This window comes from Streptomyces sp. NBC_01176 (genome assembly GCF_045039825.1).
Classification (GTDB): domain Bacteria; phylum Actinomycetota; class Actinomycetes; order Streptomycetales; family Streptomycetaceae; genus Streptomyces.
The window spans coordinates 7,261,273-7,278,792 of record NZ_CP108600.1 but is presented as its reverse complement, the minus strand read 5'-3'; the positions used below and the strand labels follow the sequence as shown (position 1 = coordinate 7,278,792).

General features: G+C 71.1%; 18 protein-coding genes. 7 read left to right on the top strand and 11 right to left on the bottom strand.

From position 1 onward, the window contains the following. Window positions 1-227: 227 nt before the first annotated feature. The 5 genes from OG199_RS31515 to OG199_RS31495 form a co-directional block, all read right to left on the bottom strand. On the bottom strand, window positions 228-1,172 hold the full coding sequence (locus OG199_RS31515; RefSeq protein ID WP_356803738.1) for an SCO1860 family LAETG-anchored protein: 945 nt from the start codon (window positions 1,170-1,172) through the stop codon (window positions 228-230). Window positions 1,173-1,361: 189 nt separating this feature from the next. Beyond that, window positions 1,362-2,453, bottom strand: coding sequence for an amidohydrolase family protein (locus OG199_RS31510; protein WP_356803740.1), 1,092 nt, complete (start codon window positions 2,451-2,453; stop codon window positions 1,362-1,364). A 10-nt stretch (window positions 2,454-2,463) separates the two neighbouring features. After that, complete coding sequence (locus OG199_RS31505) at window positions 2,464-3,267, bottom strand: amino acid ABC transporter ATP-binding protein (protein ID WP_356803742.1); 804 nt, start codon at window positions 3,265-3,267, stop codon at window positions 2,464-2,466. Next, a complete protein-coding gene (locus OG199_RS31500) occupies window positions 3,264-4,097 on the bottom strand; it encodes an amino acid ABC transporter permease (RefSeq protein WP_405832319.1) in 834 nt (277 codons plus the stop codon). Before OG199_RS31500 ends, OG199_RS31505 begins: the two co-directional genes overlap by 4 nt. After that, on the bottom strand, window positions 4,094-4,939 hold the full coding sequence (locus tag OG199_RS31495) for a transporter substrate-binding domain-containing protein (protein WP_405832317.1): 846 nt from the start codon (window positions 4,937-4,939) through the stop codon (window positions 4,094-4,096). Before OG199_RS31495 ends, OG199_RS31500 begins: the two co-directional genes overlap by 4 nt. Before the next feature lie 294 nt (window positions 4,940-5,233). Here OG199_RS31495 and OG199_RS31490 point away from each other — a divergent pair, with 294 nt between their 5' ends. Next, a complete protein-coding gene (locus OG199_RS31490; RefSeq protein WP_401809657.1) occupies window positions 5,234-6,355 on the top strand; it encodes a pyridoxal-phosphate-dependent aminotransferase family protein in 1,122 nt (373 codons plus the stop codon). Window positions 6,356-6,413: 58 nt separating this feature from the next. On the opposite strand, the gene OG199_RS31485 is transcribed toward OG199_RS31490, so the two are convergent. Beyond that, complete coding sequence (locus tag OG199_RS31485; RefSeq protein ID WP_356803746.1) at window positions 6,414-7,229, bottom strand: helix-turn-helix domain-containing protein; 816 nt, start codon at window positions 7,227-7,229, stop codon at window positions 6,414-6,416. A 245-nt stretch (window positions 7,230-7,474) separates the two neighbouring features. Here OG199_RS31485 and OG199_RS31480 point away from each other — a divergent pair, with 245 nt between their 5' ends. The 5 genes from OG199_RS31480 (at window position 7,475) to thpD (ending at window position 11,762) form a co-directional block, all read left to right on the top strand. Then, window positions 7,475-8,146: a hypothetical protein gene (locus OG199_RS31480; protein WP_405832316.1), complete on the top strand. Its 672-nt coding sequence runs from the start codon at window positions 7,475-7,477 to the stop codon at window positions 8,144-8,146. A 411-nt stretch (window positions 8,147-8,557) separates the two neighbouring features. After that, a complete protein-coding gene (ectA, locus tag OG199_RS31475) occupies window positions 8,558-9,115 on the top strand; it encodes a diaminobutyrate acetyltransferase (protein ID WP_401809962.1) in 558 nt (185 codons plus the stop codon). Between the two features lie 29 nt (window positions 9,116-9,144). Further along, a complete protein-coding gene (ectB, locus tag OG199_RS31470) occupies window positions 9,145-10,416 on the top strand; it encodes a diaminobutyrate--2-oxoglutarate transaminase (protein ID WP_356805978.1) in 1,272 nt (423 codons plus the stop codon). A gap of 52 nt (window positions 10,417-10,468) precedes the next feature. Next, on the top strand, window positions 10,469-10,867 hold the full coding sequence (locus OG199_RS31465) for an ectoine synthase (protein ID WP_356805976.1): 399 nt from the start codon (window positions 10,469-10,471) through the stop codon (window positions 10,865-10,867). A gap of 7 nt (window positions 10,868-10,874) precedes the next feature. Further along, window positions 10,875-11,762 carry an ectoine hydroxylase gene (gene thpD, locus OG199_RS31460; protein WP_356805974.1) on the top strand — a complete coding sequence of 296 codons (888 nt, stop codon included), beginning with the start codon at window positions 10,875-10,877 and terminating at the stop codon, window positions 11,760-11,762. 82 nt (window positions 11,763-11,844) lie between these two features. On the opposite strand, the gene OG199_RS31455 is transcribed toward thpD, so the two are convergent. From OG199_RS31455 to OG199_RS31435, 5 genes are all read right to left on the bottom strand, one after another. Then, on the bottom strand, window positions 11,845-12,894 hold the full coding sequence (locus OG199_RS31455; protein ID WP_356805973.1) for an aminotransferase class V-fold PLP-dependent enzyme: 1,050 nt from the start codon (window positions 12,892-12,894) through the stop codon (window positions 11,845-11,847). 97 nt (window positions 12,895-12,991) lie between these two features. Then, window positions 12,992-13,711: a DsbA family oxidoreductase gene (locus OG199_RS31450; protein ID WP_356805971.1), complete on the bottom strand. Its 720-nt coding sequence runs from the start codon at window positions 13,709-13,711 to the stop codon at window positions 12,992-12,994. An 87-nt stretch (window positions 13,712-13,798) separates the two neighbouring features. Further along, window positions 13,799-14,302 carry a GNAT family N-acetyltransferase gene (locus OG199_RS31445; protein ID WP_356805982.1) on the bottom strand — a complete coding sequence of 168 codons (504 nt, stop codon included), beginning with the start codon at window positions 14,300-14,302 and terminating at the stop codon, window positions 13,799-13,801. 59 nt (window positions 14,303-14,361) lie between these two features. Continuing rightward, window positions 14,362-14,970 (bottom strand): DUF1349 domain-containing protein, encoded by a 609-nt coding sequence (locus OG199_RS31440; RefSeq protein WP_356805969.1) that lies wholly within the window; start codon window positions 14,968-14,970, stop codon window positions 14,362-14,364. Window positions 14,971-15,083: 113 nt separating this feature from the next. Then, window positions 15,084-16,613, bottom strand: a complete 1,530-nt coding sequence (locus tag OG199_RS31435) for an aldehyde dehydrogenase (NADP(+)) (RefSeq protein ID WP_356805967.1) — start codon at window positions 16,611-16,613, stop codon at window positions 15,084-15,086. A gap of 131 nt (window positions 16,614-16,744) precedes the next feature. Here OG199_RS31435 and OG199_RS31430 point away from each other — a divergent pair, with 131 nt between their 5' ends. Next, window positions 16,745-17,518, top strand: coding sequence for an IclR family transcriptional regulator (locus tag OG199_RS31430; RefSeq protein WP_266698236.1), 774 nt, complete (start codon window positions 16,745-16,747; stop codon window positions 17,516-17,518). Window positions 17,519-17,520: the final 2 nt, after the last annotated feature.

The window sequence follows — 17,520 nt, the reverse complement described above, 5'->3', positions numbered from 1 at the left end:
GGCGGCAAGGGGTTTCCGCCCCCGCCGCCCCTACCCGTCCCATCCCTGGGGGCTCCGTCCCGAGACCCCATTTCGGCCTGAACGGCCTCGTCCTCAAACGCCGGACGGGCTGGAGATGCGCGCCCGAACACACCGCTGGGGGACAGGGGCGCAGCCCCGTCCCCCAGGGGCGCGGGGAACTGCGCGACCGGCCCCCACTCACCCGCACCCGGCGAGCGAACCCCGCGTCAGGGGCGGGTGCGGCGTCGGCCCAGGGCGACCGCCCCCGCACCCGCGGCCAGCAGCACCACCCCACTCCCCACGATGTACGGCGTGGACGACGACCCCCCGGTCTCGGCCAGCCCCGCCTCCGTCTTCGCGGGCGCCTTCGCCGGCGCCGCCTCCTTCGCGGGCGCCCCCTGCGGCGTCACCTCGGACACGGGCGCGGCACCGCCGCCCGGCCGCGCCGGCGCGGCCGGAGCCTCGCACGAGACGCCCGCGAGGGTCAGCGTCCCCTCCACCTCGGCCACGTTCAGCTTCAACGGGTTGATGGACACCTTGAGGACGAGCGCGGACGCGGCCGCCGTACGCGACGAGGTCTGCGCCTTGGAGAAGTCGATACGGACCTCGCCGACGCCCGGCACCTTCACCTCCGTCGGACCGCCCGCCGTGACGGTGACCTTCTTGCCGAGGACCCTCACCGCGCCCAGCACGTTCGTCGAGGCGGCCGGCTTCCGGCCCGCCTCACAGGTCGCCGTGGAGGTGACCTGGGAGATCTCGACCAGGGAGAGCAGCGGAAGTCCGGGGACATGGATCCTGGCGTGCGCGAGGTTCGTGGACGCCTCCGCCTTCGTCGGTGAGACCGTCGCCTTCGCGGTGGCGGCGTCCGCGCGCAGCACACTGAAAGGCCGGCCGCCGGCGACACCGTCCAACCGGGCTGTCAGCGCGGTGCGTTCGGCGCTCCGCGGCGCCTGCACCTCGTTGAGGGAGACGGCGAGCGGGACGTTCACCGTCTTGTTGAGCAGGGACACGTCGAGCCCGGTACGCAGGACGACGGCGCTCGCCCGGCCCTGCGCGCCGGTGGCGTGCGCGGAGCCCGCACCGGCCAGCACCACCGGACCGGCGGCGAGGACGGTGGCCGCCGCGGTGGCGGTGAACCGGCGTGCGGGCATGCGGAAGTAGTGGGTGTTCAAGGGTGGGACCCCCAGGAGAGAAAGCTTGGGACCCGGAAAGAATTACGTACTAAGAGTGAACGGTCAGCAACCTGACGTGACTTCACTCCAACGTGGCGCATCCGTGCATCCATTCGAATCCCACGGCACGGGAGTTGCCCGGCGTCCCACCACCGAGCGCGCCGCCCCGAACGCCCAGGTCACCGCCCGCTACCCGACGGGTCGCCCGTTCAGCACCACCAGGCGCGGAGCGCCCAGTACCCGCACGTCCGCGCGCGGATCCCCCTCGTACACCACCAGGTCCGCCGGCGCCCCCTCGTCGAGCCCCGGCCTGCCGAGCCACCGCCGGGCACCCCAGGTCGTCGCGGAGAGCGCCTCGACCCGTGGGATGCCCGCGGTCACCAGCTCGGCGACCTCGCCCGCGACCAGTCCGTGCGGGAGCGTGCCGCCCGCGTCCGTACCCACGTAGACCGCGATTCCGGCGTCGTACGCGGCGCGCACGGTGTCGTACCGCCGCTCGTACAGGCGGCGCATGTGCGCGGACCAGCGCGGGAACTTGGCGTCACCCCCGTCGGCGAGCCGCGGGAAGGTGGCGATGTTCACGAGGGTGGGGACGATCGCGACCCCGCGTGAGGCGAACAGCGGGATGGTGTCCTCGGTCAGCCCCGTCGCGTGCTCGATACAGTCGATGCCGGCCTCGACCAGGTCGCGCAGGGAGTCCTCGGCGAAGCAGTGCGCGGTGACCCGGGCGCCCAGCCGGTGGGCCTCGGTGATCGCGGCCTCGACGGCGTCCCGGGGCCAGCAGGCGCTCAGGTCGCCCGTGCCGCGGTCGATCCAGTCGCCGACCAGTTTCACCCAGCCGTCGCCGCGCGCGGCCTCCCGGGCGACGTACGCGACCAGGTCCTCCGGCTCGATCTCGTGCGCGTAGTTGCGGATGTAGCGGCGGGTGCGGGCGATGTGGCGGCCCGCGCGGATGATCTTCGGGAGGTCGGCGCGGTCGTCGATCCAGCGGGTGTCGGAGGGTGAGCCGGCGTCCCGGACGAGCAGGGTGCCCGCGTCCCGGTCGGTCAGCGCCTGCTTCTCCGAGACCTCGTCGGGAACGGGCCCGTGCTGGTCGAGTCCGACATGGCAGTGGGCGTCGACGAGGCCGGGCAGCACCCAGCCCTCGACGGTGCGGACGTCACGGGCGCCGGCGGGGCGCTCGTAGGAGATTCTCCCGCCCACGACCCAGAGTTCGTCCCGGACCTCGTCGGGCCCGACGAGCACCCGCCCCTTCACGTGCAGCACCGCGCGATCACTCATGGGCTGCACCCTAGTTCGGGCCCTGGCCGTCCCGGTCCACCTGGTCGGGGGTCCCCTCCTCCACGTCCGCCATCGCGGGGTCCAGCAGCCGGGAGAGGAAGTGGCGGGTGCGCTCGTTGGCCGGGTTGCCGATGACCTGCTCGGGGGTGCCGTCCTCGACGATCACCCCGCCGTCCATGAAGACGACCCGGTCGGCGACCTCGCGCGCGAACGTCATCTCGTGGGTGACGACCATCATCGTCATGCCCTCGTTCGCCAGCCTGCGCATCACGGCGAGCACGTCGCCGACGAGTTCGGGGTCCAGGGCCGAGGTGGGCTCGTCGAAGAGCATCACCTCGGGGCCCATGGCGAGCGCGCGGGCGATCGCCACCCGCTGCTGCTGGCCGCCGGAGAGCGAGGCGGGGTAGGCCTCGGCCTTCTCCGACAGGCCCACGCGCCTGAGGTTCTCGGCGGCCACCTTCGCCGCCTGTTCCTTGTCCCGCCCGAGCACCCGGCGCTGCGGCAGCGTGAGGTTCTCGGTCACCGACAGGTGCGGGAAGAGGTTGAACTGCTGGAAGACCATGCCGATGCGGCGGCGCACGGCGTCGATGTCGACATCGGGGTCCGTGACCTCCGTCCCGCCGACGAGGACCTGGCCCCTGGTGGGTTCCTCCAGGAGGTTCACGCAGCGCAGCAGCGTCGACTTGCCGGAGCCGGACGGCCCGATGACGCAGACGACCTCGCCCGAGCCGATCTCCAGGTCGATGCCGCGCAGCACCTCGTTGTCACCGAAGGACTTGTGCAGGTCCTTCACTTGGATCTCCGGCCTGCTCACTTGGTGGCCTCCCCGGCCTTCGCCTCAAGACGGCGGACGACGAATCCGAGCGGGATCGTGACCAGCAGATAGCACAGGCCCGCGACCAGGATCGGCGTGGAGTTGGCGGTCTGGCTGGCCAGGTCGCGCCCGAACTTGGTGAGTTCGCGCTCCTCCAGCGTGACGCCGAGGAACAGCACCAGCGAGGAGTCCTTGAAGAGGAGCACCAGTTCGTTGGTGAGCGGCGGGATCACGATGCGGAACGCCTGCGGGATGATGATCGAGACCATGGCCCTCGCGTGCGAGAAGCCCAGCGAACGGGCCGCCTCCATCTGGCCCTTGGGGACCGCCTGGATGCCCGCCCGGATCGTCTCGGCCATGTACGCGGCCGAGACCAGGCCGAGCGCGAGCGCCACCTTGCCGTACGTACCGCCGGGGATCTCCGTCCCCGGGAAGGCCAGCGGGACGGCGACACCCACGAAGACGAAGATCAGCAGGGCGGGCAGGCCCCGGAAGATCTCGATGTAGATGCCGGCGACCCAGCGGTAGGGGCCCACCGGGGACAGCCGCATCAGGGCGATGACCATGCCGAGCACGAGACCGACGACGAATCCGGACATCGTGTAGAGCACGGTGTTCTTCAGCGCCAGCGTGATGACGTCCGGGAACATCTGCCGGACCAGGTCCCACTGGGCGAACTGGTTCTTCAGACGTCCCCAGTCGGCCGTGACGGCGAAGGCGATCACGGCCGCGACGAAGAGGACGTACTGGGCGCCGCGCGAGAGCGTGCGCTTCTGCCGCCGGGTCAGGCCGGACCTGCGGGGCTGTACCTGTGCGTCGCCGCCGCTCATGAGGCGGACGGTGAGGCCGTGGCGGCGCTCTCGTCGTACGGGCCGATCCACTTCTCGTACAGCTTCTTGTACGTGCCGTCCGCCTTCGCGTCCTTGATCGCCGCGTTGATGGCGTCGACGAGCTTGGTGTTGCCCTTCTTCACCGTGAAGCCGTACTGCTCACCGGTGTTGAGGTTGTCCACCACCTTGAAGGCGTCGGCGTTGGCCTTGTCCTTCAGCCAGCCCTGGACGACGGGGTAGTCGATGATGACGGCCTGCACCTGGCCGGTGCGCAGCCCGTTGAGCACCGCGTCGGAGGACTCGAAGGAGACCGGGTCGAAGCCCTGCTTCCGCGCGTAGTCCTCACCGGTGGTCTGCGCCTGGGCGCCGAGCTTCTTCCCCTTGGCCTTGAGGCTCGCGAGGGAGTCGACGCCGCTCTTCTTGTCGACCAGGACGGCCTGGGTGGCTTCGAAGTACGGGTCCGAGAAGTCGACGTTCTTCTTGCGCTCCGGGGTGATCGTCATGCCGGCCGCGGCGAGGTCGCACTGGCCGGAGTTGAGGAACGCGCCCGTCTTGAAGTTCTCGAAGGGTGTGTCCACGATGGCCTGCTTCACGCCGAGGTCCTTGGCGACCAGGTCGATCAGCGAGACGTCGAAGCCCTGCACCTTGCCGCCGATCTCCGACTGGAAGGGCGGGTACGGGAGGTGGGTGCACGTCGTGAGCTGCCCCGCCTTCACCAGGGGAACGCCGTGGGCGGTGGTCTTGCCCCCGCCGCCCGAGGAACACCCGGCCACGAGCAGCAGCCCGGCCGTCGCGGTGGTGGCGGCCAGCATGCGCGTCCGGCGTCCGGGGACCGAGTTCACGGAGACCTCCTGTGGGGGGAATCAAGGCTTCCGATTATAAGGAAAAGTTTGACTTACTCAAACCAATCCGATGGCTGTTGCGCCGTTCGGCCTCGGAAGTCATGCCTCCCGAGGCTTCCTGACCCCTGACTTACGGCCGGTCCGGCCGTGGGTCCGACGGTCGCCGCGGAGTCGGTCCGCACCGTCCCCATCTGCCCCGCCACCGCCCGGCGCACACACGCGTCACCGGCGCCACCGCCCGCGCTCCGGCCGCCCGGGGGTGCCGGATACGCTCGGAGCTGCGCATTGGAACCCGTGAGCGAAGAGAGCTACGCCGTGACCCACCCCTTCCTGGACCTCGCCCCGCTGAGCGCCGCGCACTTCGCGTCGATCGAGGACCGTGTGGCGCGGCTGCTCTCCACCGAGCAGGACGTCCTGATCACCCAGGGCGAGGCGCTGCTGCCGCTGGAGGGCGCGATCCGCGGCACCGCCGGACCCGGCACCACCGCGCTCAACGTGATCACCGGGCCGTACGGACAGACCTTCGGGGACTGGCTGCGGGACTGCGGGGCCACGGTCATCGATCTCGCGGTGCCGTTCCACACCGCGGTGACGGCCGCGCAGGTGCGCGACGCCTTCGCCGAGCACCCGGAGATCGACTTCGTCTCGCTGGTGCACGCGGAGGCCGCGACCGGAAACACGAACCCCGTCGCGGAGATCGGCGAGGTGGTGCGCGAGCACGGCGCGCTGTTCTACCTGGACGCCGTCGCGTCGATCGGCGCCGAACCGGTGCTGCCGGACGCGTGGGGGGTCGACCTGTGCGTGATCGGGGCGCAGAAGGCGATGGGCGGCCCTGCCGGTGTGTCGGCCGTGTCCGTGAGCGAACGGGCGTGGGCGCGGATGGCGGCCAACCCCGGGGCGCCCCGGCACTCCTACCTGTCCTTGCTGGACTGGAAGGAGCGGTGGGTCGACGGCGGGCGAAAGGCGTTGCTGCACGCGCCGGCGCAGCTGGAGATGCTGGCGCTGGAGGCGTGTGTCGAGCGCATCGAGAGCGAGGGGCTCGACGCGGTGATGGACCGGCACGCCTCGGCCGCGGCGGCGACGCGGGCGGGGGCGGTGGCTCTCGGCGGGGGGCTGGAGCCGTACGTGCACCGGGCCGGGGACGCGGCGCCGGTCGCGACGACCCTGCGGGTGCCGGCCGGGGCCGACGCGACGGTGCTCGTCGCCAGGGCGCTGGCGGCGGACCCGGTGCTGCCCTTGGTCGCGGGCGGGGGTGCGCTGGCGAAGGAGATGATCCGCGTCAACCACTACGGCCCCGACGCGACGCGGGGCGTCGTGCACTCCTGTCTCGCCGCCGTCGGCGCCGCGCTGGCCGAGTCCGGACACGCGGTGGACCTGGAGGGGGCCCGGCGTGCGGTGACGGAGGTGTGGGGGTAGGCCGGGGGCGGGGCCCGACCGCCCCGCCGCGCCGGGCTCCTGACTCCGCCGTACCTACCTACCCTTCCCCGTCACCCTCCGAGGGCTCGCCCCCGGACCTCCGTGCCGTCGTCTCGACGGCCTCGCCCTCGGACACCGGACGCGCCGGCTGCTCGGCGGCCGGCTCGGGTTTCGCGTGGAGGATGTCGCGGGCCTGCTCGGCGGCGCGGGCGATGCTCTCGGAGACGAAGTCGAGGAAGCGCGCGATGTTCTCCAGGCGGGTGGCGGCCGGGGTGCCCGGACCGAGGACGAGGACGCCCTGCCGGGTGGTCTCGACGAGCTGGGCGGTGGACCGGGCGCTGGCCATCATCGACTGGTACCAGATGTCGTCGTCGACGATGTAGCGCTCGCGGCGGCGTTCGTCGCGCTCCCGGCGGACGAGACCCTGGCTCTCGAGGAACGCGATCGCTTTGGAGACGGACGCCGGGCTGACCTGGAGGCGCTGGACGAGTTCGGACGCGGTGAGGCTGCCCGCGTCGCTGATGCAGAGACAGGCCAGCACCCGGGACATCATCCTGGACATGCCCGACTGCATGATCACCGTCGTGAACGTCTCCTCGTACTCGCGCACCGCCTCGGCGTCCCGGCCGTGGGGCTGCGGTGGCGCCTCCGCCTCCTGGGGCGTGGTCTGCCTGCGGCGATGGGCGCGGCGTTCGGTGGCGCGATGGGCGAGGTCGGCGCGGTACGCGGCCGGACCGCCGTTGCGCATGACCTCGCGGGTGATGGTCGAGGTCGGACGGTCGAGACGTCTGGCGATCTCCGCGTAGGCGAGGCCGTCGGCCAGTCCCAGCGCGACCTGCTGACGTTCCTGCTGGGTGAGTCTGCCTCCCGGCATCGCGGTCTCCTTCGTCGTCCGTGGTGCCTCCAGCATAGCGTTCACCTCCAGTTCATTGCAACGTCCCGGCAACGCCTGTTGCATTTGACTCAGGGCCATTGCAACGAAATCCCGTCATCTACCTGCACTGTTCGCCTTCTTGCGCAACGATCCTGTTGTCAGATCATTGAACGCAACGTAGCGTTTCTAATGTCAGAAACAACGCCGGGCGACAGGAGCCCGCGTCGCAGAAGAAGGAGAGCACGATGCAGAGGTTCGACACCCCCGCCCCCGTCTCGGCCGTCCTCGACATCCCCGCGGGACGCGTCCGGTTCGTCGCCGCCGACCGGGCCGACACCACGGTCGAGATCCTGCCCGCGGACGCCTCCAGGAGCCGCGACGTCGAGGCGGCGGAGCAGACCGAGGTCACCTACGACGACGGCGTCCTGCGGATAGGGACCGCGGCGGCGACGCACCGGATCCTCGGCGCCTCCGGAGCCATCGAGGTGACGGTCCGGCTGCCCGCCGGCTCCCGCGTCGACGCGAAGGCGGCCGACGCCGGACTCCGGGGCGTCGGGCGGCTCGGCGACGTCGCCTTCGAGGGCGGCAGGGCCACGGTCGAGCTCGACGAGGCCGAGAGCGCCCGCCTCACCCTCCTCGCCGGCGACATCTCGGTCGGCCGCCTGGGCGGCCCCGCGGAGATGAGCACCCGGAAGGGCGACATCCGCGTCTCCGAGGCCGTGCGCGGTACGGTCGCGCTGCGCACCGAGCACGGCGAGATCTCGGTCGGCGCCGCCCACGGAGTCTCCGCGTCCCTGGACGCCGGCACCGGCCACGGCCGGATCCACAACGCGCTCAAGAACACCGACGGCGCCGGAGCCGGCCTGAACATCCGGGCGACCACCGCCTACGGCGACATCAGCGCCCGCGGCCTGTGAGGCGCGGAGCACCCCTCGGGCGGTGCGCACCGACAGCCGTCGGTGCGCACCGCCCCTTTCGTGCGCGAGGTCCGGCCGCATATCCACGGACTCGACACAACGTGCATTCACTCCGCTTATTCGGGTATTAATTCAGCGTAGGTTCCCATATTCTTCTGCCCGCTTTCTTTGCCGCTAAACGCAAAGATTTCGCGAACGCCAATCGACATGATTCGGGCAGATCTCAGGGCCATTACATCGCTGTGACACACTCCACAGGGTGTCCGCTTCCTCCCCCAATATACGGACAGGGCCATACCTTTCGACAGTCGTTGGGCAGGCGCTTACAAGCGTGGGATAACACAGGATCGCTCCGCACGTAACCCCCCTCGGCGATGCATTTTCGAATTTCCATCGGTAAATTCAATCCGCATGACCGCCGCACAGACAGACCTGCCAGCGGAATTCCTGGAAATGCCAGAGGGCCTTCGGATCGACCGTCCGGAGGTGGCCGACGGGGCCGCCCTCTGGCGCATCGCCAAGGACTCCGGAACCCTCGACCTGAACTCCTCGTACAGCTATCTGCTGTGGTGCCGCGACTTCGCCGGCACCTCGGTGGTCGCACGCGACACGGCGGACCCCGACGGGCTCCCCGTCGGTTTCGTCACCGGGTACGTCCGGCCCGAGCGCCCGGACACCCTGCTCGTCTGGCAGGTCGCCGTCGACGCCTCGCACCGCGGACGCGGACTGGCCGCGGCCCTGCTCGACGGACTGACCGCGCAGGTCTCCCGGGAGCGGACGATCAGCGGAGTCGAGACCACCATCACCCCCGGCAACATCGCCTCCGAACGCCTCTTCACCTCGTACGCCGCCCGCCACGGCGCGAGTGTCGAGCGCGAGGTGCTGTTCGGGGCGGGGCACTTCCCGAACAGCCCGGACGGGCCCCACGACCCCGAAGTCCTGTACCGCATCGGTCCCCTCTCCCTCTGACCCCCCACGCACCGAGGAGCGTTTTCGCCGTGACCATCACCCCGCCCGACCTGAGCGTCTTCGAGACCCTGGAGTCGGAGGTGCGCAGCTACTGCCGCAGCTGGCCCACCGTCTTCGACCGGGCCCAGGGCAGCCGGATGTACGACGAGGACGGGCACGCGTACCTCGACTTCTTCGCCGGCGCCGGTTCCCTCAACTACGGGCACAACAACCCGGTACTCAAACGCGCCCTGATCGACTACCTGGAACGCGACGGCGTCACCCACGGCCTCGACATGTCGACGACCGCCAAACGCGCGTTCCTGGAGGCCTTCCAGAACATCGTGCTGCGACCGCGTGACCTGCCGTACAAGGTGATGTTCCCGGGCCCCACCGGCACCAACGCCGTGGAGTCCGCACTGAAGCTGGCACGGAAGGTGAAGGGGCGCGAGGCGATCGTGTCCTTCACCAACGCCTTCCACGGGATGTCCCTCGGGTCGCTCGCCGTCACCGGCAACGCCTTCAAGCGCGCCGGCGCCGGAGTGCCGCTCGTGCACGGCACCCCGATGCCGTTCGACAACTACTTCGACGGACAGGTACCGGACTTCCTCTGGTTCGAACGCCTGCTGGAGGACCAGGGGTCCGGCCTCAACCAGCCCGCCGCGGTCATCGTGGAGACCGTCCAGGGTGAGGGCGGCATCAACGTCGCCCGGCCCGAGTGGCTGCGCGCCCTCGCCGACCTGTGCCGGCGGCGGGACATGCTGCTGATCGTCGACGACATCCAGATGGGGTGCGGGCGGACGGGAGCGTTCTTCTCCTTCGAGGAGGCGGGGATCGTGCCCGACATCGTGACCGTGTCCAAGTCCATCAGCGGCTACGGACTGCCCATGTCGCTGTGCCTGTTCAAGCCCGAACTGGACGTGTGGGAGCCCGGCGAGCACAACGGCACCTTCCGCGGCAACAACCCCGCGTTCGTCACGGCGGCCGCGGCCCTGGAGACGTACTGGTCGGACGGCTCCGCCATGGAGAAGCAGACCCGCACCCGCGGCGAGCAGATCGAGCAGGGCCTGATCTCCATCACCGAGGAGAACCTCGCCGACGTCCGGGAGTACCGGGGGCGCGGGCTCGTCTGGGGGCTGGAGTTCCACGAGAAGGAGCGCGCGGGACGGGTCGCGCAGCGCGCCTTCGAACTCGGGCTGCTCATCGAGACGTCGGGGCCGGAGAGCGAGGTCGTGAAACTCCTCCCGGCGCTCACCATCACCCCCGACGAACTCGACGAAGGCCTGCGCACCCTCGCCCGCGCCGTGCGCGAGACCCTCTGAGACCCACCCCGAACCCCGCACCCGAGCCACGAGAGAGAGGCATCGCAGCATCGTGATAGTCCGTTCGTTCAAGGACATCGAAGGCACCGACCGGCACGTGAAGTCGGCCTCGGGCACCTGGGAGAGCAAGCGCGTCGTCCTCGCCAAGGAGAAGGTCGGCTTCTCCGTGCACGAGACGATCCTGTACGCGGGCACGGAGACGTCGATGTGGTACGCGAACCACATCGAGGCCGTCGTGTGCGTCGAGGGTGAGGCCGAACTCACCGACGACGAGACCGGGTTGACGTACACGATCACACCCGGCACCACGTACCTCCTCGACGGACACGAGAGGCACACGATGCGGATCAAGGAGGACTTCCGCTGCATCTGTGTCTTCAACCCGCCCGTCACCGGGCGCGAGGACCACGACGAGAACGGCGTCTACCCGCTGCTCACCGAGGAGGTGTGACCCGCCGATGACCACCCTCACCGATCTCTATCCCAGCCGCGGCGCCACCGAGGTGTCCGTACCCCGCCAGGACCCGGTCGTGTGGAGCGCGCCGGGCGAACCCGGTCCGATCACCAGCTCCGAGCTGCACACGTACGAGCGCGACGGCTTCCTCCCCGTGGAGGAGCTCCTCAGCGAGGACGAGGTCGCCGTGTACCGGCAGGAGTTGGAGCGGATCGTCACCGATCCCGCGATCCGGGCGGACGAGCGCTCGATCGTCGAGCCGAAGTCGCTCGAGATCCGGTCGGTCTTCGAGGTGCACCGGATCAGCGAGATCTTCGCCCGTCTCGTCCGCGACGAGCGCGTGGTCGGGCGGGCCCGGCAGATCCTCGGCTCGGACGTCTACGTCCACCAGTCACGGATCAACGTCAAGCCGGGTTTCGGGGCCAGCGGGTTCTACTGGCACTCGGACTTCGAGACCTGGCACGCCGAGGACGGGCTGCCGAACATGCGGACCGTGTCCGTGTCGATCGCGCTGACCGAGAACTACGACACCAACGGCGGCCTCATGATCATGCCGGGGTCGCACCGGACGTTCCTCGGCTGTGCGGGGTCCACCCCGAAGGACAACTACAAGCAGTCGCTGCAGATGCAGGACGCCGGCACGCCGTCCGACGAGGCGCTCACCGACTTCGCCACCCGGCACGGCATCAAGCTCTTCACGGGCCGGGCCGGTTCGGCGACCTGGTTCGACTGCAACTGCATGCACGGCTCGGGCGACAACATCACGCCGTTCCCGCGCAGCAACGTCTTCATCGTCTTCAACAGCGTGGAGAACGCGGCGGTGGAGCCCTTCGCGGCGCCGGTGCGCAGGCCCGACTTCATCGGGTCCCGCGACTTCACCCCGGTGCGCTGACCCCGGACCGCTCCGGACCGCCCCGGACCGCCGATCGTGGCGGCCCGGGGCGTCGCTCTTCCGCGCGGGGGGTCGCCGGGTTTCAGGGGCGCAGAGCGTCCAGCAGCCGGTCGACGTCGGCGGACGTGTTGTACAGATGGAAGGCGGCGCGCAGGTTGCCCGCCCGGTCGGAGACCTCGATCCCGGCCTCGCTCAACTCCGGCTGGAGCCGGCCCAGTCCGGGTACGGAGACGATCGGTGAGCCGGGCGCGGGCACCGGTTCGTGGCCGAGTTCCCGCAGCCCGGCGCGGAACCGGTCGGCGAGACCGAGGTCGTGGGTGCGTACGCGCTCCACGCCCAGCTCCTCTAGGAGCTCCAGCGAATGCCGGGCGCCCGCGTACGAGAAGAGGCTGGGGCTCTCGTCGAACCGCCGTGCCGAGTGGGCGAGTTCCTCGACCGGGCCGTAGCAGCTGTCCCAGGGCGCCTGCCCCGCGACCCAGCCCGCGAACAGCGGTGTGAGCCCGCCGAAGTCCTCCGGGACGACCAGGAAGGCCACGCCCCGGGGACAGACGAGCCACTTGAAGGCGACGGAGGAGACGTAGTCGTGGGCGTCCGCCGTCAGCGGCAGCCAGCCGGCGGCCTGGGACGCGTCGACGTACGTCCGCGCGCCATGCGTCCGCGCGGCCTCGCGGATGGCGGGCAGGTCGGCGACCCGGCCGTCCGCGGACTGCGCGGCGCTGACCGCGACGAGTGCGGTGCCGGGGCGTACGGACTCGGCGAGCCGCTCCAGCGGTACGGCGCGCACCTTGAGGTCGCCGCGGACGTGGAAGGGGTTCACCACGGAGCTGAAGTCGGCCTCGGCGGTGAGCACTTCGGCGCCGGGCGGCAGCGCGGCGGCGATCAGTCCGCTGTAGACGGCGACCGAGGCCCCGGCCGCCACCCGGGCCGCCGGGACTCCGGCCAGCCGCGCGAAGGAGGCACGGGCGGCCTCGACGTCCGCGAACATGTCGGCGGGGCGTCCGGCGGCGACGGACGCGACGGCGGTGCGCAGGGCGTCCACCGCGCGGGCCGGCAGCAGTCCGGTGCTCGCGGTGTTCAGATAGGTGTTCTTCGGGGCGAACTCGGCGCGTACGAGGCTCTCGAAGGTCTCCATGGGACCTACTCTGCGGCCCCGGGCACCCCCCGTCCATTGCGGATTTTTGCCCGGTTCCCCTAAAGAACGCTTATACAACCGCCCCGACCAGCGCTTTTCACTGCTGCGGCACGGCGCATCCGTCCGGGCCACAGGCCTCCGCGTCGGCCGAGCCCTGCTGGATCAGCCGCAGCGGCGGGCGCTCGCCCCAGGCCTGGGTCAGCGCCTGCGCGAAGACCTCGGCGGGCTGGGCGCCGGAGACGCCGTACTTGCGGTCCAGGACGAAGAACGGCACGCCGTTCGCGCCCAGCTCGGCCGCCTCGCGCTCGTCGGCGCGCACGTCGTCGGCGTACGCCTGCGGGTCGGCGAGGACCGTGCGGGCCGCGTCCGCGTCGAGTCCGGCGGCGACGGCCAGCTCCACGAGCCGCTCGTCGTCGCCGAAGACGGTCCGCTCCTCGGCGAAGTTCGCCCGGTACAACAGGCCGATCAGCTCGTCCTGACGGCCCTGCTCCTTGGCGAAGTGCAGGAGACGGTGCATGTCGAAGGTGTTGCCGTGGTCGCGGTCCCGGGTGCGGTAGGCGAGGCCCTCGGCGGCGGCCTGCGTACCCAGGTTCTCCTCGCCGGCCTGCGCCTGCGCCTCGCTCATGCCGTACTTCTTGGTGAGCATCGCGAGGACGGGCTGGACGTCACCCTTGGCGCGGCCCGGGTCGAGTTCGAAGGAGCGGTGCACCACTTCGACCTCGTCGCGGTGCGGGAAGGCGTCGAGCGCCTTCTCGAAGCGCGCCTTTCCCACGTAGCACCAGGGGCAGGCGATGTCGCTCCAGATCTCGACGCGCATGTCTCGGCTCTCTCCAGGTCGTACGGGTACGGGGGTACGGCGGCACCCTCCACGGGTCCTGGTGCGCAAACGTTCAACCGCCTGGGTTCATTCCCCGGGGACGGTGTACCGCAGGAAGAGGTGGTGATCGCCCTCGGCCGGCGGGTTCTCCGGGTCCGGCACCCAGCCCTGGCGGGCGTAGAAGGCCTGCGCGCGTTCGTTGCCGACGTGCACGTCGAGCGTGGCCGTCCGCTTCCCGTCGGCCTGCCACTCCTCCACGCAGGCCGCGTGCAGGGAGGTGCCGATGCCGTCGCGCCAGCGGTCGGGGGCGACGTGGAACTGGAAGAGCTTCACGGAGTCGGCGGGCGCGCCCTCGTCCGTACGGAAGGAGGCGATGCCCACGAGTCGGCCGTCGCGCACCGCGCACAGCACATGGGTGTCCGGGCGCTCGATGGCGCCGCGCCAGCGCGCCGGCCAGTCGGCCCCGTCGTCGGGCAGGCCGTCCGGGTAGTAGGTGGCACGGGCGCGGACATGCAGGTCGGCGATGGTGGCCGCCTCGCCGGCCAGCGCGGTCCTGATCACGAGGGAGCCGACGGAGCGGTGCGTTCTGATCACGTAGCGGAGGACGTGGCGACGGGGGTTGCGGTTCCGGTCCGGCCGCACCGGTGCGGTCAGCTGCCGTCCCTCAGGTCCTGGGGCCAGTTCGGGCGGAACTCGATGCCGTCGTACGTGACCACGCACCCCTCCCCCATCGGGGACTGCGTCATGAAGCCGACCAGCGCGTCCGACGTCTCCTTCTCGTCGCCCAGGGTGAAGAGCCGGATGAAGGTCCAGTTCGTTCCGTTGCGGGAGGCGTGGAAGGCGAAGGCGCGGCCGGTCCTGCTGATCCGCAGCCAGACGGAACTTCCCTCCACGGTGAAGGAGTTGGCGTCATCGGAATGACCCCGGGTGACCACCGTGCAGACGGTGGGCACGTCCGGGGAGTACTCCAGGCAGAGCTTCGCCCAGGCCCGCTCCCCGACGTGGACGTAGAGCACGCCCGCGTCGAAGGAGGCCCCGAAGCCGACCGTGACCCGAGCGATCAGCTGGAAGTCCCCCTCGGGGGCGCCGAGCAGCCGGGGCGCGTCCGAGGCGGGGTCCAGGGCCTCGCCGGTGGGCGGCACGAAACGGTCCTGGCGGCCGCCGGCCCAGCCCGCGAGCACTCCGTCCTCGTAGGACCAGTGCCCGTCCGGGCCGTACGTGCGCAGCGAGAAGGGAAGTTCAGGAAGTTCCACGTCCATCCGCCAAGTCTCCCAGGTCCACCACGGTGCACTCGAACGGGGCGCGGACGACCGCGTGGCCGGCCCCCGGCCCCCCTGCGGCCGGGGGCCCAAGGGCGCCTCCCGCCGGGCCGTCAGCGCTCCAGCCGCCTGTTGAACCGACGCGGCAGGCCCAACGGGTTGTCGTCCCGCAGTTCGGCCGGCAACAGCGCCTCGGGCGCGCCCTGATAGGCCACCGGCCGCAGCCACCGCTCGATCGCCGTACCGCCGACCGAGGTCGACGTGGACGTCGTCGCGGGGTACGGACCACCGTGGTGCTGGGCCGGGGCGACGGCGACGCCCGTCGGCCAGCCGTTGACCACCACGCGCCCGGCGAGCGGCGTCACCTCGGCGAGGATCTCGGCGCCACGCCCCTGGCCGGCCGCCTCCTCGGCGGAGAGCTGCACGGTGGCGGTGAGGTTGCCGGGCAGACGGGCGAGGACCGCGCCGGCCTCGGACTCGTCCTCGTAGCGGGCGATCACGGTGAGCGGGCCGAAGCACTCCTCCAGGAGCAGGTCGTGCTCGCCGGCGGTCGCGAGGTGCTGCGCGGGCACGGTCAGGAAGCCGGGGCTCACCGTGTGCTCGCCGCCCGCGCCGGGCGTCACCGGGGCCTCCACGCCGGGGAGTCCGGCGCGCTCGGCGACCCCGGCGACGAAGTTGTCGCGCATACGGTGGTCGAGGAGGACGCCGGAGTCGGTGTTGCTGACGGCGTCCGTGAGCGACTTGACCAGACGGTCGCCGGCCGCGCTCGCCGGGGCCAGCACCAGGCCGGGCTTCACACAGAACTGGCCGACGCCCAGCGTCATCGAGCCCGCGAGTCCGGCACCGATCGCCTCGGCGCGCTCGGCCGCCGCGGCCTCGGTGACGACGACGGGGTTCAGGGAGCCGAGCTCGCCGTGGAAGGGGATCGGCACGGGGCGCGCGGCCGCCGCGTCGAAGAGCGCCCGGCCGCCACGGACGGATCCGGTGAACCCGGCGGCCGCGACCAGCGGGTGCCTGACGAGTTCGACGCCCGCCTCGAAGCCGTGCACCAGGCCGACGACGCCCGCCGGGATGCCGTGCCGGCCGGCGGCCCGGCGCAGGACGGCCGCGACCAGCTCCGAGAGCGCCGGGTGGTCGGGGTGCGCCTTGACCACGACCGGGCAGCCGGCCGCCAGCGCGCTCGCGGTGTCGCCGCCCGCGACCGAGAAGGCGAAGGGGAAGTTCGAGGCCGAATAGACGGCGACGACACCCAGCGGCACCTTGTAGCGGCGCAGGTCCGGGATCGGCGGGGTCGCCGTGTCGTCGGGGTGGTCGATCACGACGTCGAGGAACGCGCCCTCGTCGACGATGTCCCCGAAGGCCCGCAACTGGTAGCAGGTGCGGGTGAGTTCGCCGGTGAGCCGGACCGGTCCGAGCGCGGTCTCCGCGTCGGCGGCCTCGACGAGGTGGTCCTTGGCCCCTTCGAGCAGGTCCGCGGCGGTCCGCAGGAAGGCCGCGCGCACGGTGCGGTCCACGAGGGCTCCCCGGGCGGCGTGTGCGGCGCGGACGGTCTCGTCGACCTCCTGGGCTGTGGCCTCCACCGCAACCTGCTCGCGCTGCTTCCCGGTACGGGGGTCGACACTCCAGACTGGTGCTGCTGCCACCGGGGGTCCCTCCAGATGTGATGCCGCGGTTCTTGTCTCACCTACCAGCGGCGTTCGATATACTGAACGCTGTCTCTGATGGTGAATATGATGCGGAGACTATTTCCCGTCGAACGAGGGGGTCAAGGGCGATGTCGGCAGGCGAGACAGGCGGCGGAGCGCAGGTCAAGTCCGCGGTACGGACCGTGGAATTGCTCGAGTACTTCGCGGGCCGGCCCGGTATGCACTCCCTGGCCGCGGTCCAGGAGGCCGTCGGTTATCCGAAGTCCAGCCTGTACATGCTGCTGCGCACCCTCGTGGAGCTCGGCTGGGTGGAGACGGACGCGACGGGCACGCGGTACGGCATCGGCGTGCGCGCCCTGCTGGTCGGTACCTCGTACATCGACGGCGACGAGGTGGTGGCCGCGGCCCGGCCCACCCTGGACCGGCTGTCGGACGACACGACCGAGACCATCCACCTGGCGCGCCTGGACGGCACGAACGTCGTCTATCTGGCCACCCGCCAGTCCCAGCACTACCTGCGCCCCTTCACCAGGGTGGGCCGCCGCCTCCCGGCGCACTCGACCTCGCTCGGCAAGGCGCTGCTCGCCACCCACACCGACGAGCAGGTCCGCAAGATGCTCCCGGAGACGCTCCCCGCCCTCACCGAGCACACGATCACCGACCGGGAGAAGCTCATCGAGGAGCTGCGCCAGGTGCGGGAACAGGGCTTCGCCGTGGACCGCGAGGAGAACACGCTGGGGCTGCGCTGCTTCGGTGTCGCGATCCCGTACCGCACCCCGGCCCGTGACGCGATCAGCTGCTCGGTGCCGGTCGCCCGGCTCACCCCCGCGCACGAGCAGACGGTGAAGGACGCGCTGTTCGACGCGCGCGACCGGCTGACGCTCGCCACCCGGAGGCTCTGACC